Raw genomic sequence first — 16,378 nt, forward strand, 5'->3', positions numbered from 1 at the left:
GAACGTCCAACCCGATCCAACTACCCTCGCCAGGCACCGGCGCCTCCCTCGTAAATGCGGCACCGCCACCAACGACGGTGACCCGCGCCAACTTACGAGCGGAGGCGCCGGCCTCCATACGGTCTAGATCAAGCACCTTCGTTCGTGGCTCCGATTGCGGCAGTGGTTCTCTGTTCAATAGCGCGGCTCGGTCAAGAAGTCTGGTGTCACAACGAGTCGATGAAGCGAGCGGCTGACGAGTAGGCGCACAGGGTGAACGACTGTGTTGCTTGCCGTTGCCTTCGCCAACTGCCCTGCCGAATTCGGCTCTAGGAGATCAAGCGCGCCGCCTGCGGCGGCGCGTCGGCGAGGGCCTGGGTACGCGGCGGGCCGGCCTGGGCGGGATCGCGCCGCCGGACACGCGGCGCTGCGCGCGGCTGGCGCCGTGCTCGGCCGCGGCCCGTCGGCTCTTCCGCCCGGCCCGCCCGCGCCGCGAGACCAGACCTGCGGAGCGCCAGCGCAGGCGGCACGACGGTCTCAGAGCGCCGGCACCTGGGCTTCGTCGCCGTGCAGCCCCAGCCCCTCGGAGCGGTCCCACCGATACTCGCGTTCCACGCGGGCCACGCGCACGTGGTAACTCCGGTACCAGCTCTCCTGGCCGGCGTGCATCGTCATCCGGTGCTCGAGGTCGTCACGCCACGCACGCAGGCTCTCCAGGTCCCGCCAGTACGAGACCGAGACGCCGAAGCCGTCGGGGTCGCGAGCCGACTCCACGCCGAGGAAGCCCGGGTAGGTCTCGACGAGGACGCCCATCTGCGTCGCGGCGTCGTCGTAGCCGCCGGCCAGCGGGTCAAGCGTCGTCGTGATCACCACGGTGTAGTACGGCGGGGTGGGTGCCATCGCGTGACGGTAGGTGGAGAGGGCGGCACCAAGCGAACGACTTCCCCGGGCTCCGCCCGAACCCGACACCGCTCGGAGATCAGGGGGAGGGGCAGGGACGGCGGCGACCTCCTCGCGACGCGCCAGAGGCCAGCCAGACCGCGGGCCGCTCCGCGCCAGGCGGGAAGGAGTACCTGGCACTCCGGACCCACGGCCCGGCCGGGGAGGACCCGCGCCGCGAGGAGATCACCACCGGGACCGGTGCGGTGTCCGTGTGCGGACTATTCACGGGCGAGAGCGAAGATCGCTGACGTCGCCGCTGGTCAGACGCACAACGGGTGCGCACTGTAAATCCGTCGCGCAAGCTTCCCAGGTTCGAATCCTGGACCCGCCACCACCAGGCCCATCGCCCCGCTCACCAGCGACGATGGGCCTTCTTCATGATCACGGTCATGTTCGGCTCCGCCCGACTGTGACCGGCCCTGCGCGGGTGTCCACGGCCTATTCACGGGCCGATCTTGGTCGGTCACTCGGGGTCGTCCCCGCGGAGCGCGTCCTCGATCCGTCGCCGGGCGGCGTCCTCCTGGTCGACGATGCACTTGGCGTAGACACGCAACAGCACGTTCACGCTGTGCCCGGCCCACTCGGCGACCTGCGGTGCCGGGACGCCGGAGTTCAGCCAGGTCGACACCGCGGCGTGCCGCAGGTCGTAGGGCCGGCGCGCGAGTGGTGAGGCGACCTCGGAGGCCGTCAGGGCCTTCTCACCACACGCGCTGGTAGACACTGCCGGCGAGCGGGCCACCGTGGGCACCGCGAAACGGCCGGCCCTGCGGGCTCCCGCCCGCCCTGGCCGCGGCCCGGACAGCAGAGCGTCACCGGAGGCGGCGTTCCTGATCTGGCCGCTGCGACAGCGGCCGGACGAACTGCGCGTGGTCGTCGCACCGATCCAGGTAGCCGAGGCGCCGGTAGAAGGCGTGGGCCCCGGAACGCTCACGGGAGCTGTTCAGCGCGATCATATCGCAGCCAGCTTCGACCGCCCGCGCCTCGGCCCTGCGCATCAGCTCGCGGCCGACGCCCATCCGGCGGGCGGTCACGGCGGTGACCAGAGCGACAACCTGTGCCCACCAGCCGGCCCGCTCGAAGCGAGGCGTGAGGTACATGGCGACAACTCCCAGGAGCTCGGTTCCGTCGTCGGCGACCAGGACGTGACCCTGCGGATCGTCGATCCACGCGCGGAGCCGCGCGGCCACGCCGCCGTCCTGCCGGTAACTGAGCTGTTCCAGCAGCTCGGTCAGGGCGTCGGCGTCGTGCCCGCGAGCTGCCCTGATCTCGAACTCCACCCGGCCATGGTCGCCTAGGTGGAGCACCCGGGGTCGGGGAAGAGCACGAGACAGGCTCCGCCCCGACCCGACACCGCTCGGAGATCAGGCGAGTGCAGCACGGCGCCGTGGCGCTCGCCGTCCTCGACGAACTCGTACGACAGCGCGAGATCCATCAGCCGGCGGTACGGTCCACGCCGCGCTGCAGGTCGGCCGGCAGCTTGACGTGCAGGATCCGCGTCATCCTGACGCTCATCTCGGGAACTCCGTGAGCGAGAGGTTGTTGCGGTCCGGGTCGAGGAACCAGGCGATGCGCACGCGGCCCGGCGAGGTCCAGATGCCGCGCTCGTCCCTGCTCCATGAGCTCGTAGCAGGCGACCGTCACGCCCCGGGCCGCGAGTTCGTCGACGGCCGCCGCGACGTCGGGTACCGACCAGCCGAGCACCGTGTACGGCGCAGCGGCCGGTTCGGATCCCGGTGATCTGGAGCATCGTCCCGCCGAGGTCGCCGACCAGCGCGAATGGCCGCCACGAGGCCCAGCGGCCCCGTCCGCTCCAGTGTCCCTTCAGCATGCTCCGGTGGGTAAGACCTCGGGAGACGTACCGTCGCTCCGGTGATCGTCATCCTGCCGCGCGAGCAGTGCGCCGCCGCGGTCGCCCTCTGGCACGCCGTGGGGCTGACGCGCCCGTGGAACGACCCGGACGCCGATCTCCGGCGCGCGCTCGACGGGCCGTCGTCCACGGTGCTCGCCGCCACGGCGGGACAACGGCTCGTGGGGACGGTGCTGGTCGGTCACGACGGGCACCGCGGGTGGCTCTACTACCTCGCCGTCGCCGACGACCACCGCCGGCGCGGTGTCGGGCGCGCGCTCGTCGCGGCCGCCGAGGGGTGGCTCGCCGCGCACGTGCCGAAGGTCCAGCTCATGGTGCGCGACGACAACGCCGCGGCGGTGGGGTTCTACGAGCGTCTCGGCTACGCGCGCCAGGACACGGTCGTGCTCGGGCGGCGTTTCGACGGCACGTGAGCGCGTGGCATTACGGACACTCAACGTCAGCGACGCCACGCCGCTGACATCTCTACAGGCGCGCGGCCAGGTCCGCGACACCGGGGCCGTCGAGGGCGGCGAGGCCCGCAGAGCGACCGGCGGCCACGAGGAGCAGGTCGCCCGCGGGTCCGCGGAGCTCCCGGTCGCCGTCGCCGTGGGACCAGTCGGTGTCGGTCGCGACGAGGCGCAGGCCCGCCAGGCGCTTCGGCGCGCCGTAGAACGACGTCGACAGCACGAACTCGAGGGCGGGGACCGCGCGCTCCGGCGCGACCGCGAGCGTCCGGCGCAACGGGCGGGTGAGGTCCTGGCCGTGCACGAGGATGTCGACGAGCGGGTCCATGGGCTTCGCGCCCATCGGCCGCCGCGTCCACCCCGCCGACTCGCGGAACTGGGTGATCAGCTCCGGCGGGGTGTGATGGGCTGCTCGGGCGCGCGCGGCGTGGTCGATGAAGGCGTTGATGTCGAACCGGGCGGCGAGCACGCCCCGCAGCGCCTCCAGCCGCGTGAGCCGCGACGTCAGCGTCAGGTGCGCCACGAGGGTCTTCACGGTCCAGCCGGCGCACAGCGACTCGTAGTCCCACTCCTCGGTCGCGAGCTCCTCGAGGACGTCGGCCAGCCGGAGCCGTTCGGACGTGATGGCGGCGTGCAGGTCGGCGCTGTCCACGGCGTGCCCCCCGGGTGTCGGCAGGGCGCCGAACCTAGCGCGGCCGTCCGTCCACGTACATCGTCATGCGGACGGTCGTCCCGCCGTCCTCGCTGCTGTGCAGGCGGACGAGGTCGCAGAGCCGGTGGGTGAGGAACAGGCCGTACCCGCGGCCGTCGGCGTCGGCGGGCGGGTGCCGGCCGACGAGCGGGTCGGCGATGTAGCCGGAGTCCTGGATCTCCGCGACCACGCGGTCATCGGTGTGCCAGAGCGACAGGATGCCCGGACCCTCGGTGTGGACGACGGTGTTCACCGCGACCTCGTGCACGGCGAGGCAGAGGTCGGCGGCGCGCTCGGTGGCCAGCCCGGCGGCCCGGGCGTGGTCGGCGACGGCCCGGCGGACGGCGCGGGGACCGTGCGGGGCGGTGTAGACGAGCGTCTCGCCGAGGTCGGGAGGCTCGGGCAGGGGGCCGAGCACGGTCTCGGCGAGCTTGACGGGGTCGCCGTAGGTCGCGTTCGGCACCGCGGCGCCGTCCTCGACGAGCAGGGGGTGCGCGGCTCGGACGTCCGCGGCGGTGTCCGGATCCAGCGACCGCGTGTCGTACGGGCAGAGCATGGTGACGGCCCGCTCGGCGAAGGCGACGTTGGTCAGCGCGTCGTGCTGGAGGTAGGCGGCGCGCTCGTCAGAGGGCCGGCCGGCCCACAGCCCGCCGCCGACGGCACGCACGCGCCGCTCCGGGTGCTCGGCGAGGAACTGGTACAGCAGGGGGACGAGGCGGGCGGGGTTGGGGCCGAGCCGTCGCACGTCCTGGAGCACGACGGACCGTGCGTCCTCGCCGAGCCCCTCGCGGATCGGGCTGAGCTGCTCGGAGGGCAGGGCGATCACGACGGCGTCCTCGGCCTCGAGGCCCTCGCGGATGTGCTCGACGACGCCGGCGACGAACTGCGCGTCGTCGTCGACCAAGAGCGCCGCGTGCTCGAACCCCGGGGTGCCGGTACCGCGGCGATGACGTCCGGTGTGGTCCGACGTACTCACCCGTACTCACCCCCAGCCATCACCCGTCCGATGGCGTCGTCCCCCGACGAGTGTCGATCCTCGTCCGAGTTCCCGCGACCGCAACAGCGTGTACCGCCGGGCGGGTCGGTCGCTGCGGCAGACGGTCGTCACGACTGGGCGGGTCGACTCACGATGATTTCACACCGCGTCCTCGCCGCGCTCTCCGGTCCGGACCCGCAGGACGAGGTCCAGCGGCGTGACCCACAGCCGCCCCTCGGGATGCACGGCGGCGGCGATCTCGTTGACGACGCGGTCGACGAGCTCGTCGTGCACGATCGTCTCGAGTCGCAGGCACGGCGTGAAGCTGTCCTGGACCATCTGGCCGCGATGGATCGTGCGCTGTCCGTCCGTGTTGGGGCCGAGAACCTCGGAGATCGTCATCCCGAGCACCGCGTGCCGTTCCAGCGCACGTCGCGCAGCGTCGAGCGCGTGGGCCGGGATCATCGCGTGCACCGTCTTCACCGCGCGTCCTCCCGTCCGGTCGCCGTGACGCTACGGGCCCGAACGTGATCGGGCGAGGACCTCTTCCTACGCTGCCGCGGTGCCCACGCAGACACGGCCGGTGGTCCTGGTCCTCGGTGGCCGCAGCGAGATCGGGGTCGCGCTCGCGTGCCGCCTCGCCGGGACCGGTCGCGCCGGCACGGTGGTGCTCGCCGCGCGCCGCGCGGACGACCTCACTGCGGAGGTCGCGGCGGTCCGCAGTGCCGGCGCCGAGGTGGCGACCGTCGAGTTCGACGCCGACGACCTCGCCGCTCAGCCGGCGGTGCTCGACGAGGTCGAGGCCGCACACGGGGTGCCCGACACGGTCGTCGTCGCGTTCGGCGTGCTCGGCGACCAGGCACGCGCGGAGCGCGACCCCGCGCACGCCGCGGCGGTCGTGCACACCGACTACGTCGCCCAGGTCGCGGTGCTCACGGAGGTCGCGGCCCGGCTGCGCTCCCGGGGGCGCGGCGAGATCGTCGTGTACTCCTCGGTGGCCGGGGTCCGGGTCCGGCGCGCCAACTACGTGTACGGCTCGGCGAAGGCGGGGCTCGACGGGTTCGCCTCGGGCCTCGCGGACGCGCTGCACGGCAGCGGCGTGCACCTGACCCTCGTGCGTCCGGGCTTCGTCATCGGGCGCATGACGGCCGACAGCGGCCTCCACCCGGCGCCGCTCTCGTCGACGCCCGGCCAGGTCGCCGACGCCACCGCCGCCGCGCTCGCGGCCGGGAAGGACGTCGTCTGGGTGCCGGGGGCGCTGCGCCTGCTGTTCACCGCGATGCGCCTGCTGCCCCGCTGGGCCTGGCGGCGCCTGCCCCGCTGAGGTGCCTCAGCGATGCGTGATCTTCGGCGAGGCGCCGGGGCCGAGCTGCGGGCCGGTGACGGGGACGTCGCCGAGCGCCTCGTCGATCGCCGCGAGCGTGTCGGGTGTCAGCTCGATGCCCGCCGCGGCGGCGTTGGCGTGCACCTGCTCGGGCCGCGAGGCGCCGATGATCGCCGACGCGAGCTCCGGGCGACGCAGCACCCACGCGATCGCCATCTCGGCCATCGAGAGTCCCGCGCCCTCGGCGATCGGGACCAGGCGCTGCACGGCCTCGAGCGTCCGGTCGGTGAGCTTGCGGCGGATGAAGCCGTTCATCTCGTCGCTCGCCGCGCGGGAGTCGACGGGGACCGGCTCGCCCGGCTTGTACTTCCCGGTCAGCACGCCCTCGGCGATCGGCGACCACACGATGTTCGAGATGCCGAGCTCCGCGGTCGTCGGGAAGACCTCGGCCTCGGGCGCGCGCCAGAGCATGGAGTACTGCGGCTGCGACGACACGATCCGCACGTCGTCCGGGCACGCCTCGACGCCCGCGCGGATCTGCTCCGGCGTCCACTCGCTGACGCCGAGGTAGCGGGCCTTCCCGGCGCGGACGACCTCGGCGAGCGCCTCCATGGTGTCCTCGATCGGCGTGTCCGCGTCGAAGCGGTGGCACTGGTAGAGGTCGACGTAGTCGGTCCGCAGGCGCCCCAGCGAGGCGTCGATCTGCTTGTGGATCTGGGCGGGCGACAGGCCCCGGTCGGTGTCCGACATCGGGAAGTAGACCTTGGTGGCGAGCACGTAGTCCTCGCGCCGGTAGTCGGCGAGGATCCCTCCCCACGCCTCCTCCGCGGCGCCGCGGCCGTAGACGTTGGCGGTGTCGAAGAAGGTGATGCCGGCGTCGAACGCGGCCCGCGTGCACGCGGCCGTCGCGTCGGCCTCGACCCCGCCGGAGTAGGTCAGCCACGAGCCGAGGGAGATCTCGGATACCTGCAGGTCGCTCGAACCGAGCTGTCGATGGCGCACCCCCGTACCGTAGGAGCCGCACCCGATGACAGCACACGCAGAGATCGACTCGCAGAGATCGACTCGCAGAGATCGACTCGCAGAGATCGACACTGCCGGCCACCGGAAGGGCGGCGCCGAGCGGCGCACCCGACCGACCGGTTGTCGCAGTTCTCTGTGGCCGACGTGTGAATTCCCGCGACAGCGGGTTCCACCGCCGGGCACGACTGGCACGATGGAGTGCACGAACTTGCGGGAGCCCCGGCGTCGGGCGGCATCGGTGCCGCGACGTCGTGCGGGCCCTCGCCCGGTCACCGACCAGCCGAATGTCGTAGGGGTTTCGTTTCGTGAGCATGTTGCTGGCGCCGCTGCGCCCTCTGGCCGACGTCCTCGACCTGACCGCGGAGGCGATGGCCGCCGTGGGCACCGTGTCGGTCACCGCCCTGGGGCTGGTGCTCGCGCGGGTCGAGGTGCCCGAGGAGCGACGGCGTCTGAGCGTGGCCGGCGGGCGGCCGCCGCAGACCTGACGGGTCGTCAGGACCCGCCGCGCTCCCGCAGCAGCTCGTTCAGCGTGCGCAGCTCGTCGCGGATCTCCATGAGCAGCCCCGGGATCTCGTGGCTGCGCTCCCAGTGCGGGGTGACGTCGATGCCCAGGTCGCCCAGCTCGCGCTCGTAGAGTTCCGCCAGCAGCGTGCGATAGGGCTCGTCGGGCACGGTGCCGTTCTCCCAGCGCGAGAGCTGCGTCTTCAGGCTGGCGGCGCTGGCGACGTCGACCTGGCCGCGTTCGGCCAGCTCTCGGAGTCTCGCCACGGCCGTGGTCTGCGACCAGCCGCGGTCACGGCGGGCGTCGCGCAACGAAACCACCTCGTCACCATAGACGACACGGTGACGACCAGGACGTCAGTCGCGCCGCGGTGATCGTGACGCCCGCTTGGGCGGGGGCAGCCGCGAGGAGCGCCGCGCGGGGGTCCGCGCCGGGGGGTCCGGCTTCTCCGCAGCCTTCTCCACGGCCTTCTCCACGGCCTCGTCGGGTGGGGGCGTCGGACGCAGCGGTTCGACCGCCCGGGGCCGCGCCGCCGCCGGGCGCAGCGCGCGACGGCTCGTCGGGGTGCTGCCCTCGACGGTGGCCGGGGCGTCGTGACGGTCGAGGAACGCGCACAGCCGCGCCCAGGTCGTGTTCTTGGCGGCGCGCCCCGCGAGCACCCCCAGGTGACCACCCGGGGCCGTCGTCAGCCGTGTGTCCGCGCCGATGAGGCGCCGGGCCCCGGCACGGACGGCCCGGGGCGGCACCACCCGGTCGGTCTCGCCGGCGACGAGCAGGACGGGCCGGTGCAGGTCGGCGAAGTCGACGACGCGGTGCCCGACGGGGACCCGTCCGGCCTCGAGGTCCTCGGGCGCCACCATCGCGCGGAAGTAGGTGCCGATGAACCGGGCCTGCTCGCCGATGAGGGCACGCAGGTCGTCCACGGCCTCGAGCTGGGCGAGGAACTCCCGGTCGTCCAGGCGGGCGATCATGGTCAGGGGTGCGGTGAGCAGCTCGTCGAGCGAGCCGAGCCCGAGCGCGCGGAGCAGGCGCGGCAGCGGCATGAGCGCCAGCAGCGTCTGCAAGGTCGCGAGCACCGGCCCGCCCGCTGCGATCGCCAGGGGCCGCGCCCCGACCACCGGCGGCACGCCGTCGAGCGTGAACGGTGTCGCCACCCCGGTGACCGACGCGATCGGCAGGTCGGGGTGCCCGGCGACGCTGAGCACGCTGTGCAGGCCGCCGATCGACCAGCCGACGAGGTGCACCGGGATGCCCTGGTGCGCGGCGCTGACCGTTCGTACGACGTGGGGGAGGATCTCGTCCACCCAGCGCTCGAGGTCGGCGGCGCCCGGCGCGATCGAGCCGCCGTAGCCGACGAGGTCCTCGTCGTCGACCTGGTACACCGGCCGGCCCTCGCCGACGAGGTGCTCGACGAGGCTGTTGCCCCGCCGCAGGTCGAAGGCCACCCCACAGGCGCCGAGCGGTGACACGAGCACGGCCGGGGAGCCCCGCAGCCGCGCGGTCGGGTGGACCGCGTAGCGGTAGGTGCTCACCGACCCGGCGCGGGCCAGCCCGAGTGCCCGTCCGACCCCGTCGCTGCCGGCCTCGCCCGGGCCCGTGTCGAACGCGGTGCGGGGCATGCGGCGCAGGTCGGCCAGCGGTCCCTCGAGCACCCGCGCGCGCACGTTGCCCGCGGCGCGCCACGCCCCGGCCGGGGTCAGGATCACGGTGCCTCCTCGGGCAGGGTGCTCGGCGACCTCGAACGGCCGAGGGCACGAGCCTAGGTCTGGTGGACGACCCCCGCCTCCTGCAGCTTGGCGATCCGGTCGCGGTCGACGCCCCAGTCGGCGAGCGCCTCCGCGGAGTGCTGGCCCGGCGTGGCCGGGGGCGTCGGCGTGCCGCTGGGGGTGCGGCTGAAGCGCGGGGCCGGCGCCGGCTGCGTCACCCCGAAGGCCTCGATGTGCAGGCCACGGGCCTTGTTGTGCGGGTGCTCGGCGGACTCCTCCATGTCGAGCACCGCGGCCACGCAGGCGTCGGTCGCCTCGAGATCGGCGGCCCAGTCGTCCCGGGGCCGGGTCGCGAAGACCTCACCGATCCGCGCGCGGAACTCCGGCCAGCGCGCCATGTCCCACTGGCTGGAGGCGATCTCCTCGCCCTCCAGCCCCAGGCCCCTCATGAGCTCGGCGTAGAACTGCGGCTCGAGGGCCCCGACGGCCACGTAGCCGCCGTCGGCGCAGCGGTAGTGGTCGTAGAACGGGGCGCCGCCGTCGAGGATGTTGCCACCGCGGGCGTGGGGCCACAGCCCGCCCGCGCGCATCCCGTAGACCATCGCCATCTGCAGCGCGGCACCGTCGACGATGGCGGCGTCGACGACCTGCCCGCGGCCCGAGATGCCACGCTCCACCAGCGCGCCGAGCACGCCGACCACGAGCAGCATCCCGCCGCCGCCGAAGTCGCCGACGAGGTTGATCGGGATCGCGGGCGCCCCGTCGCGGCCCGCCATGTGCGCGACGACGCCGGCGGTCGAGAGATACGTGAGGTCGTGCCCGGCGCGCGAGGCCTGCGGGCCGTCCTGGCCCCACCCGGTCATGCGGCCGTAGACGAGGCGCTCGTTGCGAGCGTGGCAGTCCTCGGGCCCGAAGCCGAGGCGCTCGGCGACCCCGGGGCGGTAGCCCTCGAGCAGCACGTCCGCGGTCTCGACGAGGTCCATCAGCACCTCGATACCCTCGGGCGCCTTGAGGTCGAGGGCCACCGAACGCCGTCCGCGGGCGAGCACGTCCTTGTCGGTGTCGCCGAGCGAGAGCCCGCGCCCCCCGGCCGGACGGTCGACGCGCAGCACGTCGGCGCCCATGTCCGCGAGCATCATCGCCGCGAACGGGCCCGGCCCGATCCCGGCGACCTCGATGACCTTGACGCCGTCCAGCACACCCATGGGGCCCTCGTCCTCCTCGTGGTCACGCGGTCCAGCGTGAGCCTACGAGACAGTCAGGCCTGACGGTATGGGTGCGCGCGCTCGGGCGTCGATGACGCAGTGAAGGAGCTCGTCCGGGAGCTCCGCTTGGGCGAAGCAGTAGGCAGGCGTGGGCTTGCCCTGCGTACCGACCGAATAGACGATCACCGGGACGGCCTCACCGACCGCTCGACCGACCTGGACAGCGGTGGGGGTGCCCCGGGCGCCGGCGCCCCGCAGTTGGTGATCACGAGGTCGGGGTCCCACAAGCACCTGCTCGTTGGCTGTCCGCCCGTCGCGATGCGGCACGATCGTCTGCGTCCCGGTCCAGTCGTCGGGCTCCCAGCCCTCGGGCTCGACGACGATCGCGCCGACGAGCCCGTGGTGGCGGTGATTGCGGATGTCGCCCATGTCGTGCAGGTAGCAGACCTGGCCGATGTCCTTGCCCAGCTCGGGATCGGCGTACCACCAGTAGCAGCGCCAGTTCTGTCGGTCGTGCCCGTGGTCGTGCGCTCCGCCAGCGCGTCGTCGGGTCCGTGCCCGTGCGCGGCAGCAACGAGAACACCAACGGGCTGCGGCGCCGGTACTTCCCCCAGGGCAGCAACCTCGCCGTCCATAGCCAGGCCCACCTCGACGCCGTCGCCGACGAACTCAATGAACGACCCCGCGAGAGACGCTGGACTGGGACGACCCAGCCCAGCGTCTCGCTACCCTGTTCGCGAACAGCAACTGACCGCGGGTGTGGCAACCACCCCGCGAACCCGCCCCGACGCAGCGAGAGCGCCGTTCGCTCACGCCAGGCGCGCGCGGGTCACTCCCCGCGCAGGGTCTGGCCCTTCTCGGCCTTCTCGACCAGCGAGGCCGGCGGGGCGAATCGGTCGCCGTAGGCCTTGGCCAGGATGCGGGCGCGCTCGACGAACCCGGGCAGGCCGCCGGGGTAGCCGTCGATGTACTGCGCCACGCCGCCGGTCCAGGCCGGGTAGCCGATGCCCATGATCGAGCCGATGTTGGCGTCGGCGATCGTGTGCAGGACGCCCTCGTCGAAGCACTTCACGGTCTCGAGGGCCTCGGCGAAGAGCATGCGCTCCTGCATGTCCTCGAACGGCAGGTCGCCCCGGGCCGCGCCGAACTCCTCGGACAGGCCCGGCCACAACCGCGTGCGCTTGCCCGACTCGTCGTACTCGTAGAACCCGGCGCCCGAGGAGCGGCCCTTGCGGCCCAGCTCGACCATCCGGTCGACGATGGCGTCGGACGGGTGCCCGACCCAGGTGCCGCCGGCGGCCTCGACGCCCTTGCGGGTCTCCTCGCGGATGTGCTGCGGCAGCGTCAGGGTGAGCTCGTCCATCAGTTGCAGCGGCGGAGCCGGGTAGCCGGCCTGTGACCCGGCCTGCTCGATCGACGACGGCGCGGCGCCCTCGCCCAGCATCGCCACGGCCTCGTTGATGAACGTGCCGATGACGCGGCTGGTGAAGAACCCGCGGCTGTCGGAGACGACGATCGGGGTCTTCTTGATCTGCAGGGCGATGTCGATCGCCTTGGCCAGCGTGGCGTCGCTCGTCTTCTCGCCCTTGATGATCTCCAGGAGCGGCATCTTGTCGACCGGCGAGAAGAAGTGCAGGCCGACGAAGTCCTCGGGCCGGTCGACGCCGGTCGCGAGGTCGGTGATCGGCAGCGTCGAGGTGTTCGAGCCCAGGACGGCGTCGGGCGCCAGGTGCGGGAGGATCTCGTTGAACACCTTCTTCTTGAGGTCCGGGCTCTCGAAGACGGCCTCGATGACGAGGTCGGCGCCCGCGGCGTCCTCGGGCTTCTCGGTGGGCGTGATCCGGGCGAGGACCTCGTCGGCCTTCTCCTGGGTCGACTTCCCGCGCGAGACGGCCTTGTCGAGGATCTTCTTCGAGTAGTCCTTGCCCTTCTCGGCGTTGGCCAGGGCGACGTCCTTGAGGACGACCTCGAGGCCCGCCATCGCGCACGAGTACGCGATGCCCGCGCCCATCATCCCGGCGCCGAGCACGACCACCTTGCGGGCGGCGTGCTTCTCGTAGCCGTCGGGGCGCGAGGCGCCCTTGTTGATGGCCTGCAGGTCGAAGAAGAACGCGCGGGTCATGTTCGTCGACACCTGGCCGCAGGCGAGCTCGGCGAAGTACCGCGACTCGATCTTGCCGGCGTTGTCGAGGTCGACCTGCGAACCCTCGACGGCCGCGTCCATGATCAGGTATGGCGCGGGCATCGGGGCGTTCTTGAGCTGCTTGCGCAGGTTGGCCGGGAACGCCGGCAGGTTCGCGGCGAATTTCGGCGTCGACGGCGTGCCGCCGGGGATCTTGTAGCCCTTCTCGTCCCACGGCTGCACGGCCTCGGGGTTGTCGCGCACCCACTGCTTGGCGCGCGGGATCAGCTCGTCGGGGGTGTCGACGACCTCGTGCACGAGGCCCGCCTCGAGCGCGGCCCTCGGGGCGCGCTGCTGGCCCTGCAGCAGCACGTTCATGAGGCCGTCGGCCAGGCCGAGCAGGCGCACGACGCGCACGACACCCCCGCCACCGGGCAGCAGACCGAGCGTGACCTCGGGCAGCCCGATCTTCGAGCCCTTGGCGTCGAGGGCGATGCGGTGGTGGGTGGCCAGCGCGATCTCCAGGCCACCGCCGAGCGCCGCGCCGTTGATCGCGGAGACGACCGGCTTGCCGAGGGTCTCCAGGCGCCGCAGCAGGCCCTTGATCTCCTGCGACTGGTCGAAGACCTTCTGCGCGTCGGCCTTCGTGTACTTCACGAGGTCGTCGAGGTTGCCGCCCGCGAAGAAGGTCTTCTTCGCGGAGGTCAGCACGACACCGGTGATCGAGTCCTTCTCCGCCTCGAGGCGCTGCAGCGTCTCGGCGAAGTCCTCGCCCCACTTGGCGCTCATCGTGTTGGCCGAGGCAGTCGGGTCGTCCATCGTCAGCGTGACGATGCCGTCCCCGTCGGCCTCCCACCGGAACATGTTCTCGGACACTGCGCTGGCTGCTCCTTCGCTCTCGGGATGACGTTCCGGGGGTGGTTCAGACCCGCTCGATGATGGTGGCGACACCCATGCCGCCACCGATGCAGAGCGTGACGATGGCGCGGCGCAGGTCACGGCGCTCGAGCTCGTCGACCATGGTCCCGACGAGCATGGCGCCGGTGGCGCCCAGCGGGTGGCCCAGCGCGATGGCGCCGCCCGCGACGTTGGTGCGTTCGTGCGGGAAGCCGAGGTCGCGCATCAGCTTCATCGGCACGGCCGCGAACGCCTCGTTGATCTCGAGGAGGTCGATGTCGTCGATGGTCATGCCCGCCTTGGCCAGGACCTTCTCGCAGGCCGGCGTCGGGCCGGTCAGCATGATCGTCGGGTCGGCGCCGGAGACGGCGGTGGCGACGATGCGGGCGCGCGGGGTGAGACCGTTCTGCTGGCCGGCCTCCTCGGTGCCCAGCAGCACCAGCGCGGCGCCGTCGACGATGCCCGAGCTGTTGCCGGGGTGGTGGACGTGGTTGATCGACTCGATCCAGTGGTACTTCTGCAGCGCCACCGCGTCGAAGCCGCCCATGTCACCGATGCCGGCGAACGACGGCTTGAGGCCCGAGAGGCCCTCCATCGTCGTCTCACGGACGTGCTCGTCGTGGTCGAGCACGGTCAGGCCGTTGCGGTCGACGACGGGGACGATCGAGCGCTCGAAGGCGCCGTCGGCCCACGACTTCGCCGCGCGGGTCTGCGACTCCAGCGCGTAGGCGTCGACGTCGTCGCGGCTGAAGCCCTCGAGGGTGGCGATGAGGTCGGCGCCGATCCCCTGCGGAACGAAGCTCGTCTTGAAGTTGGTCTCCGGGTCCATCGCCCAGGCGCCGCCGTCGGACGCCATCGGGACGCGGGACATCGACTCGACGCCACCGGCGACGATGAGGTCCTCGAAGCCGGAGCGGACGCGCTGGCCGGCCTGGTTGACGGCCTCGAGGCCCGAGGCGCAGAAGCGGTTGAGCTGCACGCCGCCGACGTGGTCGGGCAGGCCGGCCGCGATGGCCGCGGTCTTGGCGATGTCGCCGCCCTGGTCGCCGATCGGGCTGACGCAGCCGAGGACGACGTCCTCGATCCTGTCCTGGTCGAGCGACGGGTTGCGCTTGCGCAGCTCGTCGATCAGGCCGACGACCAGCGACACCGGCTTGGTCGCGTGCAGCGATCCGGTCGCCTTGCCCCGGCCGCGCGGGGTGCGGAGGGCGTCGTAGATGAATGCCTCGGGAGGGGAGGAGGTCACGGATGAATCCCTTCGCGCGGGTGCGAGCCGACTGCTCTCAACAGTCACTATGGACTGTTTTTTGCTGGTGTCAACACGCGGGCGCGGCACGGTTACTCATCGGTAGGGGTTGCGCGGCTCGTTGACACACTGCCAACGGCTCACGAGGGTGAATCCCGTGGCCGACCTGCGTCCCGACCCCGGTGCGGACCCGACCCCGACCCTCGGAGCTCCGCGGTGACCGATCCCGGGACGACCTACCCGCCCGAGCCCTGGACCCTCGTCGGTCGGATGGAGCTGTCGACCTTCCTCGTGCCGACCGACCTGCCCGCCGCGACCTGGCCCGACGGCTGGAGCCCGCCCGTGCTCGGCGGGCGCACGCCGGTCGGGGCGGCGTCGGTCGACGACATCCCCGGCGGGTCATGAGCTATCGCGAGCTGCTGGTCGCCGTGGCCGGGCGCGTCGGCACCCGGGTGCGCCCGCACATCGTCGCGATCTGGGTCGACACTGCCGCGTCGCGCAACGGCGGGCGCGAGCTCCGGGGCACCCCCAGGGGACTCGCGACGTTCACCGGCGTCGACGAGGGCGCGCCGGCCATGACCCTGGACGGGGCCGACCGCTCCGCCCCCTCCGCGCGCCTGCGCCACGGCCCGCGCCTGCCCGGGCGCCCGCGGGTCGGCTTCAGCCTCGCCCAGGACCTCCACGGGCGCTGCTGGGGGAGCCCGGTGACCGCCCGCGCCGCCGCCCGCGAGCGATGCGGCATCGCTGGCGTCACACGCCAGGATCGCCACACGCTCGGTTCCGCGACACGCCGATGACCGCCCCGGTCCGCGGTCGGCGTCTCGACCCCGACGCGCGGCGCGAGGAGATCGTCGCCGGGGCCCTGCGCCTGTTCGCCGCGCACCCGTACGCCGCGGTCTCGACCACCGACCTCGCCCGCGAAGCCGGCGTCGCCCGCGGGCTGATCAACCACTACTTCGGCACCAAGCGCGGGCTCTACCTCGAGGTGGTGCGCCGGCTGACGATCATCCCCGAGGTCGCCGTCGCCGAGCTGCCGCCGGGCACGGTCGAGGTCCGGGCCGGCGCGGCCGTGGACTGGTTCCTCGACGCCGTCGAGCGCCACCGCGGCCTCTGGCTCTCGGTCGGCACGGGCGCGGCGGGCGACGTCGACGTCGACGCGATCCTCGCCGAGGCCGACGAGATCGCCGCCGACCGCGTCCTCGCCGCCCTCGCCCCGGACGCGCCCGACGCTCCCTCCCGGGCCCGCGTGCGCTCGTTCTTCGGCCTGGTCCGCTCGGCGTCCCGGGAGTGGCTGGTGCGCGGCACGCTCGACCGCGCCGCCACCCGCGCGTTGCTCGTCGACGTCCTCGTCACCGTCCTGAGCGGTCCTGCCCACCCCGACAGTCAGGTTTGACCGTTCGCGATCTCGGCGGCACGATCGTCTCCGCACGACGACCACACGGGGCACACGGG

General features: G+C 72.8%; 20 protein-coding genes and 1 pseudogene. 7 read left to right on the forward strand and 14 right to left on the reverse strand.

Annotation, left to right across the window (positions count from 1 at the left end):
• Positions 1–516: 516 nt before the first annotated feature.
• From AC2A1K_RS09995 to AC2A1K_RS10010, 4 genes are all read right to left on the reverse strand, one after another.
• The gene (locus AC2A1K_RS09995) at positions 517–879 is read right to left on the reverse strand and encodes an antibiotic biosynthesis monooxygenase family protein (protein ID WP_483896174.1); all 363 of its coding nucleotides are present in this window, start codon (positions 877–879) and stop codon (positions 517–519) included.
• 505 nt (positions 880–1,384) lie between these two features.
• Positions 1,385–1,669: a hypothetical protein gene (locus AC2A1K_RS10000; RefSeq protein ID WP_483896175.1), complete on the reverse strand. Its 285-nt coding sequence runs from the start codon at positions 1,667–1,669 to the stop codon at positions 1,385–1,387.
• A 61-nt stretch (positions 1,670–1,730) separates the two neighbouring features.
• On the reverse strand, positions 1,731–2,198 hold the full coding sequence (locus AC2A1K_RS10005) for a GNAT family N-acetyltransferase (RefSeq protein WP_483896176.1): 468 nt from the start codon (positions 2,196–2,198) through the stop codon (positions 1,731–1,733).
• Between the two features lie 14 nt (positions 2,199–2,212).
• The gene (locus AC2A1K_RS10010) at positions 2,213–2,353 is read right to left on the reverse strand and encodes a hypothetical protein (RefSeq protein ID WP_483896177.1); all 141 of its coding nucleotides are present in this window, start codon (positions 2,351–2,353) and stop codon (positions 2,213–2,215) included.
• 437 nt (positions 2,354–2,790) lie between these two features.
• Here AC2A1K_RS10010 and AC2A1K_RS10015 point away from each other — a divergent pair, with 437 nt between their 5' ends.
• Positions 2,791–3,201 (forward strand): GNAT family acetyltransferase, encoded by a 411-nt coding sequence (locus tag AC2A1K_RS10015; RefSeq protein WP_483896178.1) that lies wholly within the window; start codon positions 2,791–2,793, stop codon positions 3,199–3,201.
• 52 nt (positions 3,202–3,253) lie between these two features.
• On the opposite strand, the gene AC2A1K_RS10020 is transcribed toward AC2A1K_RS10015, so the two are convergent.
• The 3 genes from AC2A1K_RS10020 to AC2A1K_RS10030 form a co-directional block, all read right to left on the reverse strand.
• Positions 3,254–3,886 carry a maleylpyruvate isomerase family mycothiol-dependent enzyme gene (locus AC2A1K_RS10020; protein WP_483896179.1) on the reverse strand — a complete coding sequence of 211 codons (633 nt, stop codon included), beginning with the start codon at positions 3,884–3,886 and terminating at the stop codon, positions 3,254–3,256.
• Between the two features lie 34 nt (positions 3,887–3,920).
• Positions 3,921–4,901 carry an anti-sigma factor RsbA family regulatory protein gene (locus tag AC2A1K_RS10025; protein ID WP_483896180.1) on the reverse strand — a complete coding sequence of 327 codons (981 nt, stop codon included), beginning with the start codon at positions 4,899–4,901 and terminating at the stop codon, positions 3,921–3,923.
• Between the two features lie 159 nt (positions 4,902–5,060).
• Positions 5,061–5,384: a P-II family nitrogen regulator gene (locus tag AC2A1K_RS10030; protein WP_483896181.1), complete on the reverse strand. Its 324-nt coding sequence runs from the start codon at positions 5,382–5,384 to the stop codon at positions 5,061–5,063.
• Between the two features lie 79 nt (positions 5,385–5,463).
• Here AC2A1K_RS10030 and dprE2 point away from each other — a divergent pair, with 79 nt between their 5' ends.
• Positions 5,464–6,225, forward strand: coding sequence for a decaprenylphospho-beta-D-erythro-pentofuranosid-2-ulose 2-reductase (dprE2, locus tag AC2A1K_RS10035; protein ID WP_483896182.1), 762 nt, complete (start codon positions 5,464–5,466; stop codon positions 6,223–6,225).
• Between the two features lie 6 nt (positions 6,226–6,231).
• Here the strand turns inward: dprE2 and AC2A1K_RS10040 are convergent, their stop codons facing one another.
• Complete coding sequence (locus AC2A1K_RS10040; RefSeq protein WP_483896183.1) at positions 6,232–7,227, reverse strand: aldo/keto reductase family protein; 996 nt, start codon at positions 7,225–7,227, stop codon at positions 6,232–6,234.
• Positions 7,228–7,553: 326 nt separating this feature from the next.
• Here AC2A1K_RS10040 and AC2A1K_RS10045 point away from each other — a divergent pair, with 326 nt between their 5' ends.
• Complete coding sequence (locus AC2A1K_RS10045; RefSeq protein ID WP_483896184.1) at positions 7,554–7,733, forward strand: hypothetical protein; 180 nt, start codon at positions 7,554–7,556, stop codon at positions 7,731–7,733.
• Between the two features lie 7 nt (positions 7,734–7,740).
• On the opposite strand, the gene AC2A1K_RS10050 is transcribed toward AC2A1K_RS10045, so the two are convergent.
• From AC2A1K_RS10050 to AC2A1K_RS10065, 4 genes are read right to left on the reverse strand one after another with little or no spacing between them, the layout of a single operon-like run.
• Positions 7,741–8,070, reverse strand: coding sequence for a helix-turn-helix domain-containing protein (locus tag AC2A1K_RS10050; protein WP_483896185.1), 330 nt, complete (start codon positions 8,068–8,070; stop codon positions 7,741–7,743).
• Between the two features lie 36 nt (positions 8,071–8,106).
• The gene (locus tag AC2A1K_RS10055) at positions 8,107–9,456 is read right to left on the reverse strand and encodes a serine aminopeptidase domain-containing protein (RefSeq protein ID WP_483896186.1); all 1,350 of its coding nucleotides are present in this window, start codon (positions 9,454–9,456) and stop codon (positions 8,107–8,109) included.
• A 53-nt stretch (positions 9,457–9,509) separates the two neighbouring features.
• Positions 9,510–10,661, reverse strand: coding sequence for a CaiB/BaiF CoA transferase family protein (locus AC2A1K_RS10060; protein WP_483896187.1), 1,152 nt, complete (start codon positions 10,659–10,661; stop codon positions 9,510–9,512).
• A gap of 42 nt (positions 10,662–10,703) precedes the next feature.
• Complete coding sequence (locus AC2A1K_RS10065; protein ID WP_483896188.1) at positions 10,704–11,090, reverse strand: hypothetical protein; 387 nt, start codon at positions 11,088–11,090, stop codon at positions 10,704–10,706.
• A gap of 134 nt (positions 11,091–11,224) precedes the next feature.
• Between AC2A1K_RS10065 and AC2A1K_RS10070 the strand changes: the two are divergent.
• Positions 11,225–11,412: pseudogene (locus AC2A1K_RS10070) on the forward strand (IS30 family transposase); the annotation flags it as partial.
• A 78-nt stretch (positions 11,413–11,490) separates the two neighbouring features.
• On the opposite strand, the gene AC2A1K_RS10075 reads toward AC2A1K_RS10070, so the two are convergent.
• Both AC2A1K_RS10075 and AC2A1K_RS10080 read right to left on the reverse strand, forming a co-directional pair.
• Positions 11,491–13,647: a 3-hydroxyacyl-CoA dehydrogenase NAD-binding domain-containing protein gene (locus tag AC2A1K_RS10075; RefSeq protein ID WP_483896363.1), complete on the reverse strand. Its 2,157-nt coding sequence runs from the start codon at positions 13,645–13,647 to the stop codon at positions 11,491–11,493.
• A gap of 58 nt (positions 13,648–13,705) precedes the next feature.
• Positions 13,706–14,926 carry an acetyl-CoA C-acetyltransferase gene (locus AC2A1K_RS10080; protein ID WP_483896189.1) on the reverse strand — a complete coding sequence of 407 codons (1,221 nt, stop codon included), beginning with the start codon at positions 14,924–14,926 and terminating at the stop codon, positions 13,706–13,708.
• Between the two features lie 216 nt (positions 14,927–15,142).
• Between AC2A1K_RS10080 and AC2A1K_RS10085 the strand changes: the two genes are divergently transcribed.
• Genes AC2A1K_RS10085 through AC2A1K_RS10095 form a run of 3 tightly spaced genes read left to right on the forward strand, consistent with a single transcriptional unit; the run spans position 15,143 to position 16,319 of the window.
• Positions 15,143–15,331: a hypothetical protein gene (locus tag AC2A1K_RS10085; protein WP_483896190.1), complete on the forward strand. Its 189-nt coding sequence runs from the start codon at positions 15,143–15,145 to the stop codon at positions 15,329–15,331.
• Positions 15,328–15,723: a hypothetical protein gene (locus tag AC2A1K_RS10090; protein ID WP_483896191.1), complete on the forward strand. Its 396-nt coding sequence runs from the start codon at positions 15,328–15,330 to the stop codon at positions 15,721–15,723. Before AC2A1K_RS10085 ends, AC2A1K_RS10090 begins: the two co-directional genes overlap by 4 nt.
• Positions 15,720–16,319: a TetR/AcrR family transcriptional regulator gene (locus AC2A1K_RS10095; protein WP_483896192.1), complete on the forward strand. Its 600-nt coding sequence runs from the start codon at positions 15,720–15,722 to the stop codon at positions 16,317–16,319. The genes AC2A1K_RS10090 and AC2A1K_RS10095 overlap by 4 nt, the downstream gene beginning before the upstream one ends.
• Positions 16,320–16,378: the final 59 nt, after the last annotated feature.

Source organism: Actinomycetospora sp. 2LY8.5, from assembly GCF_057180585.1.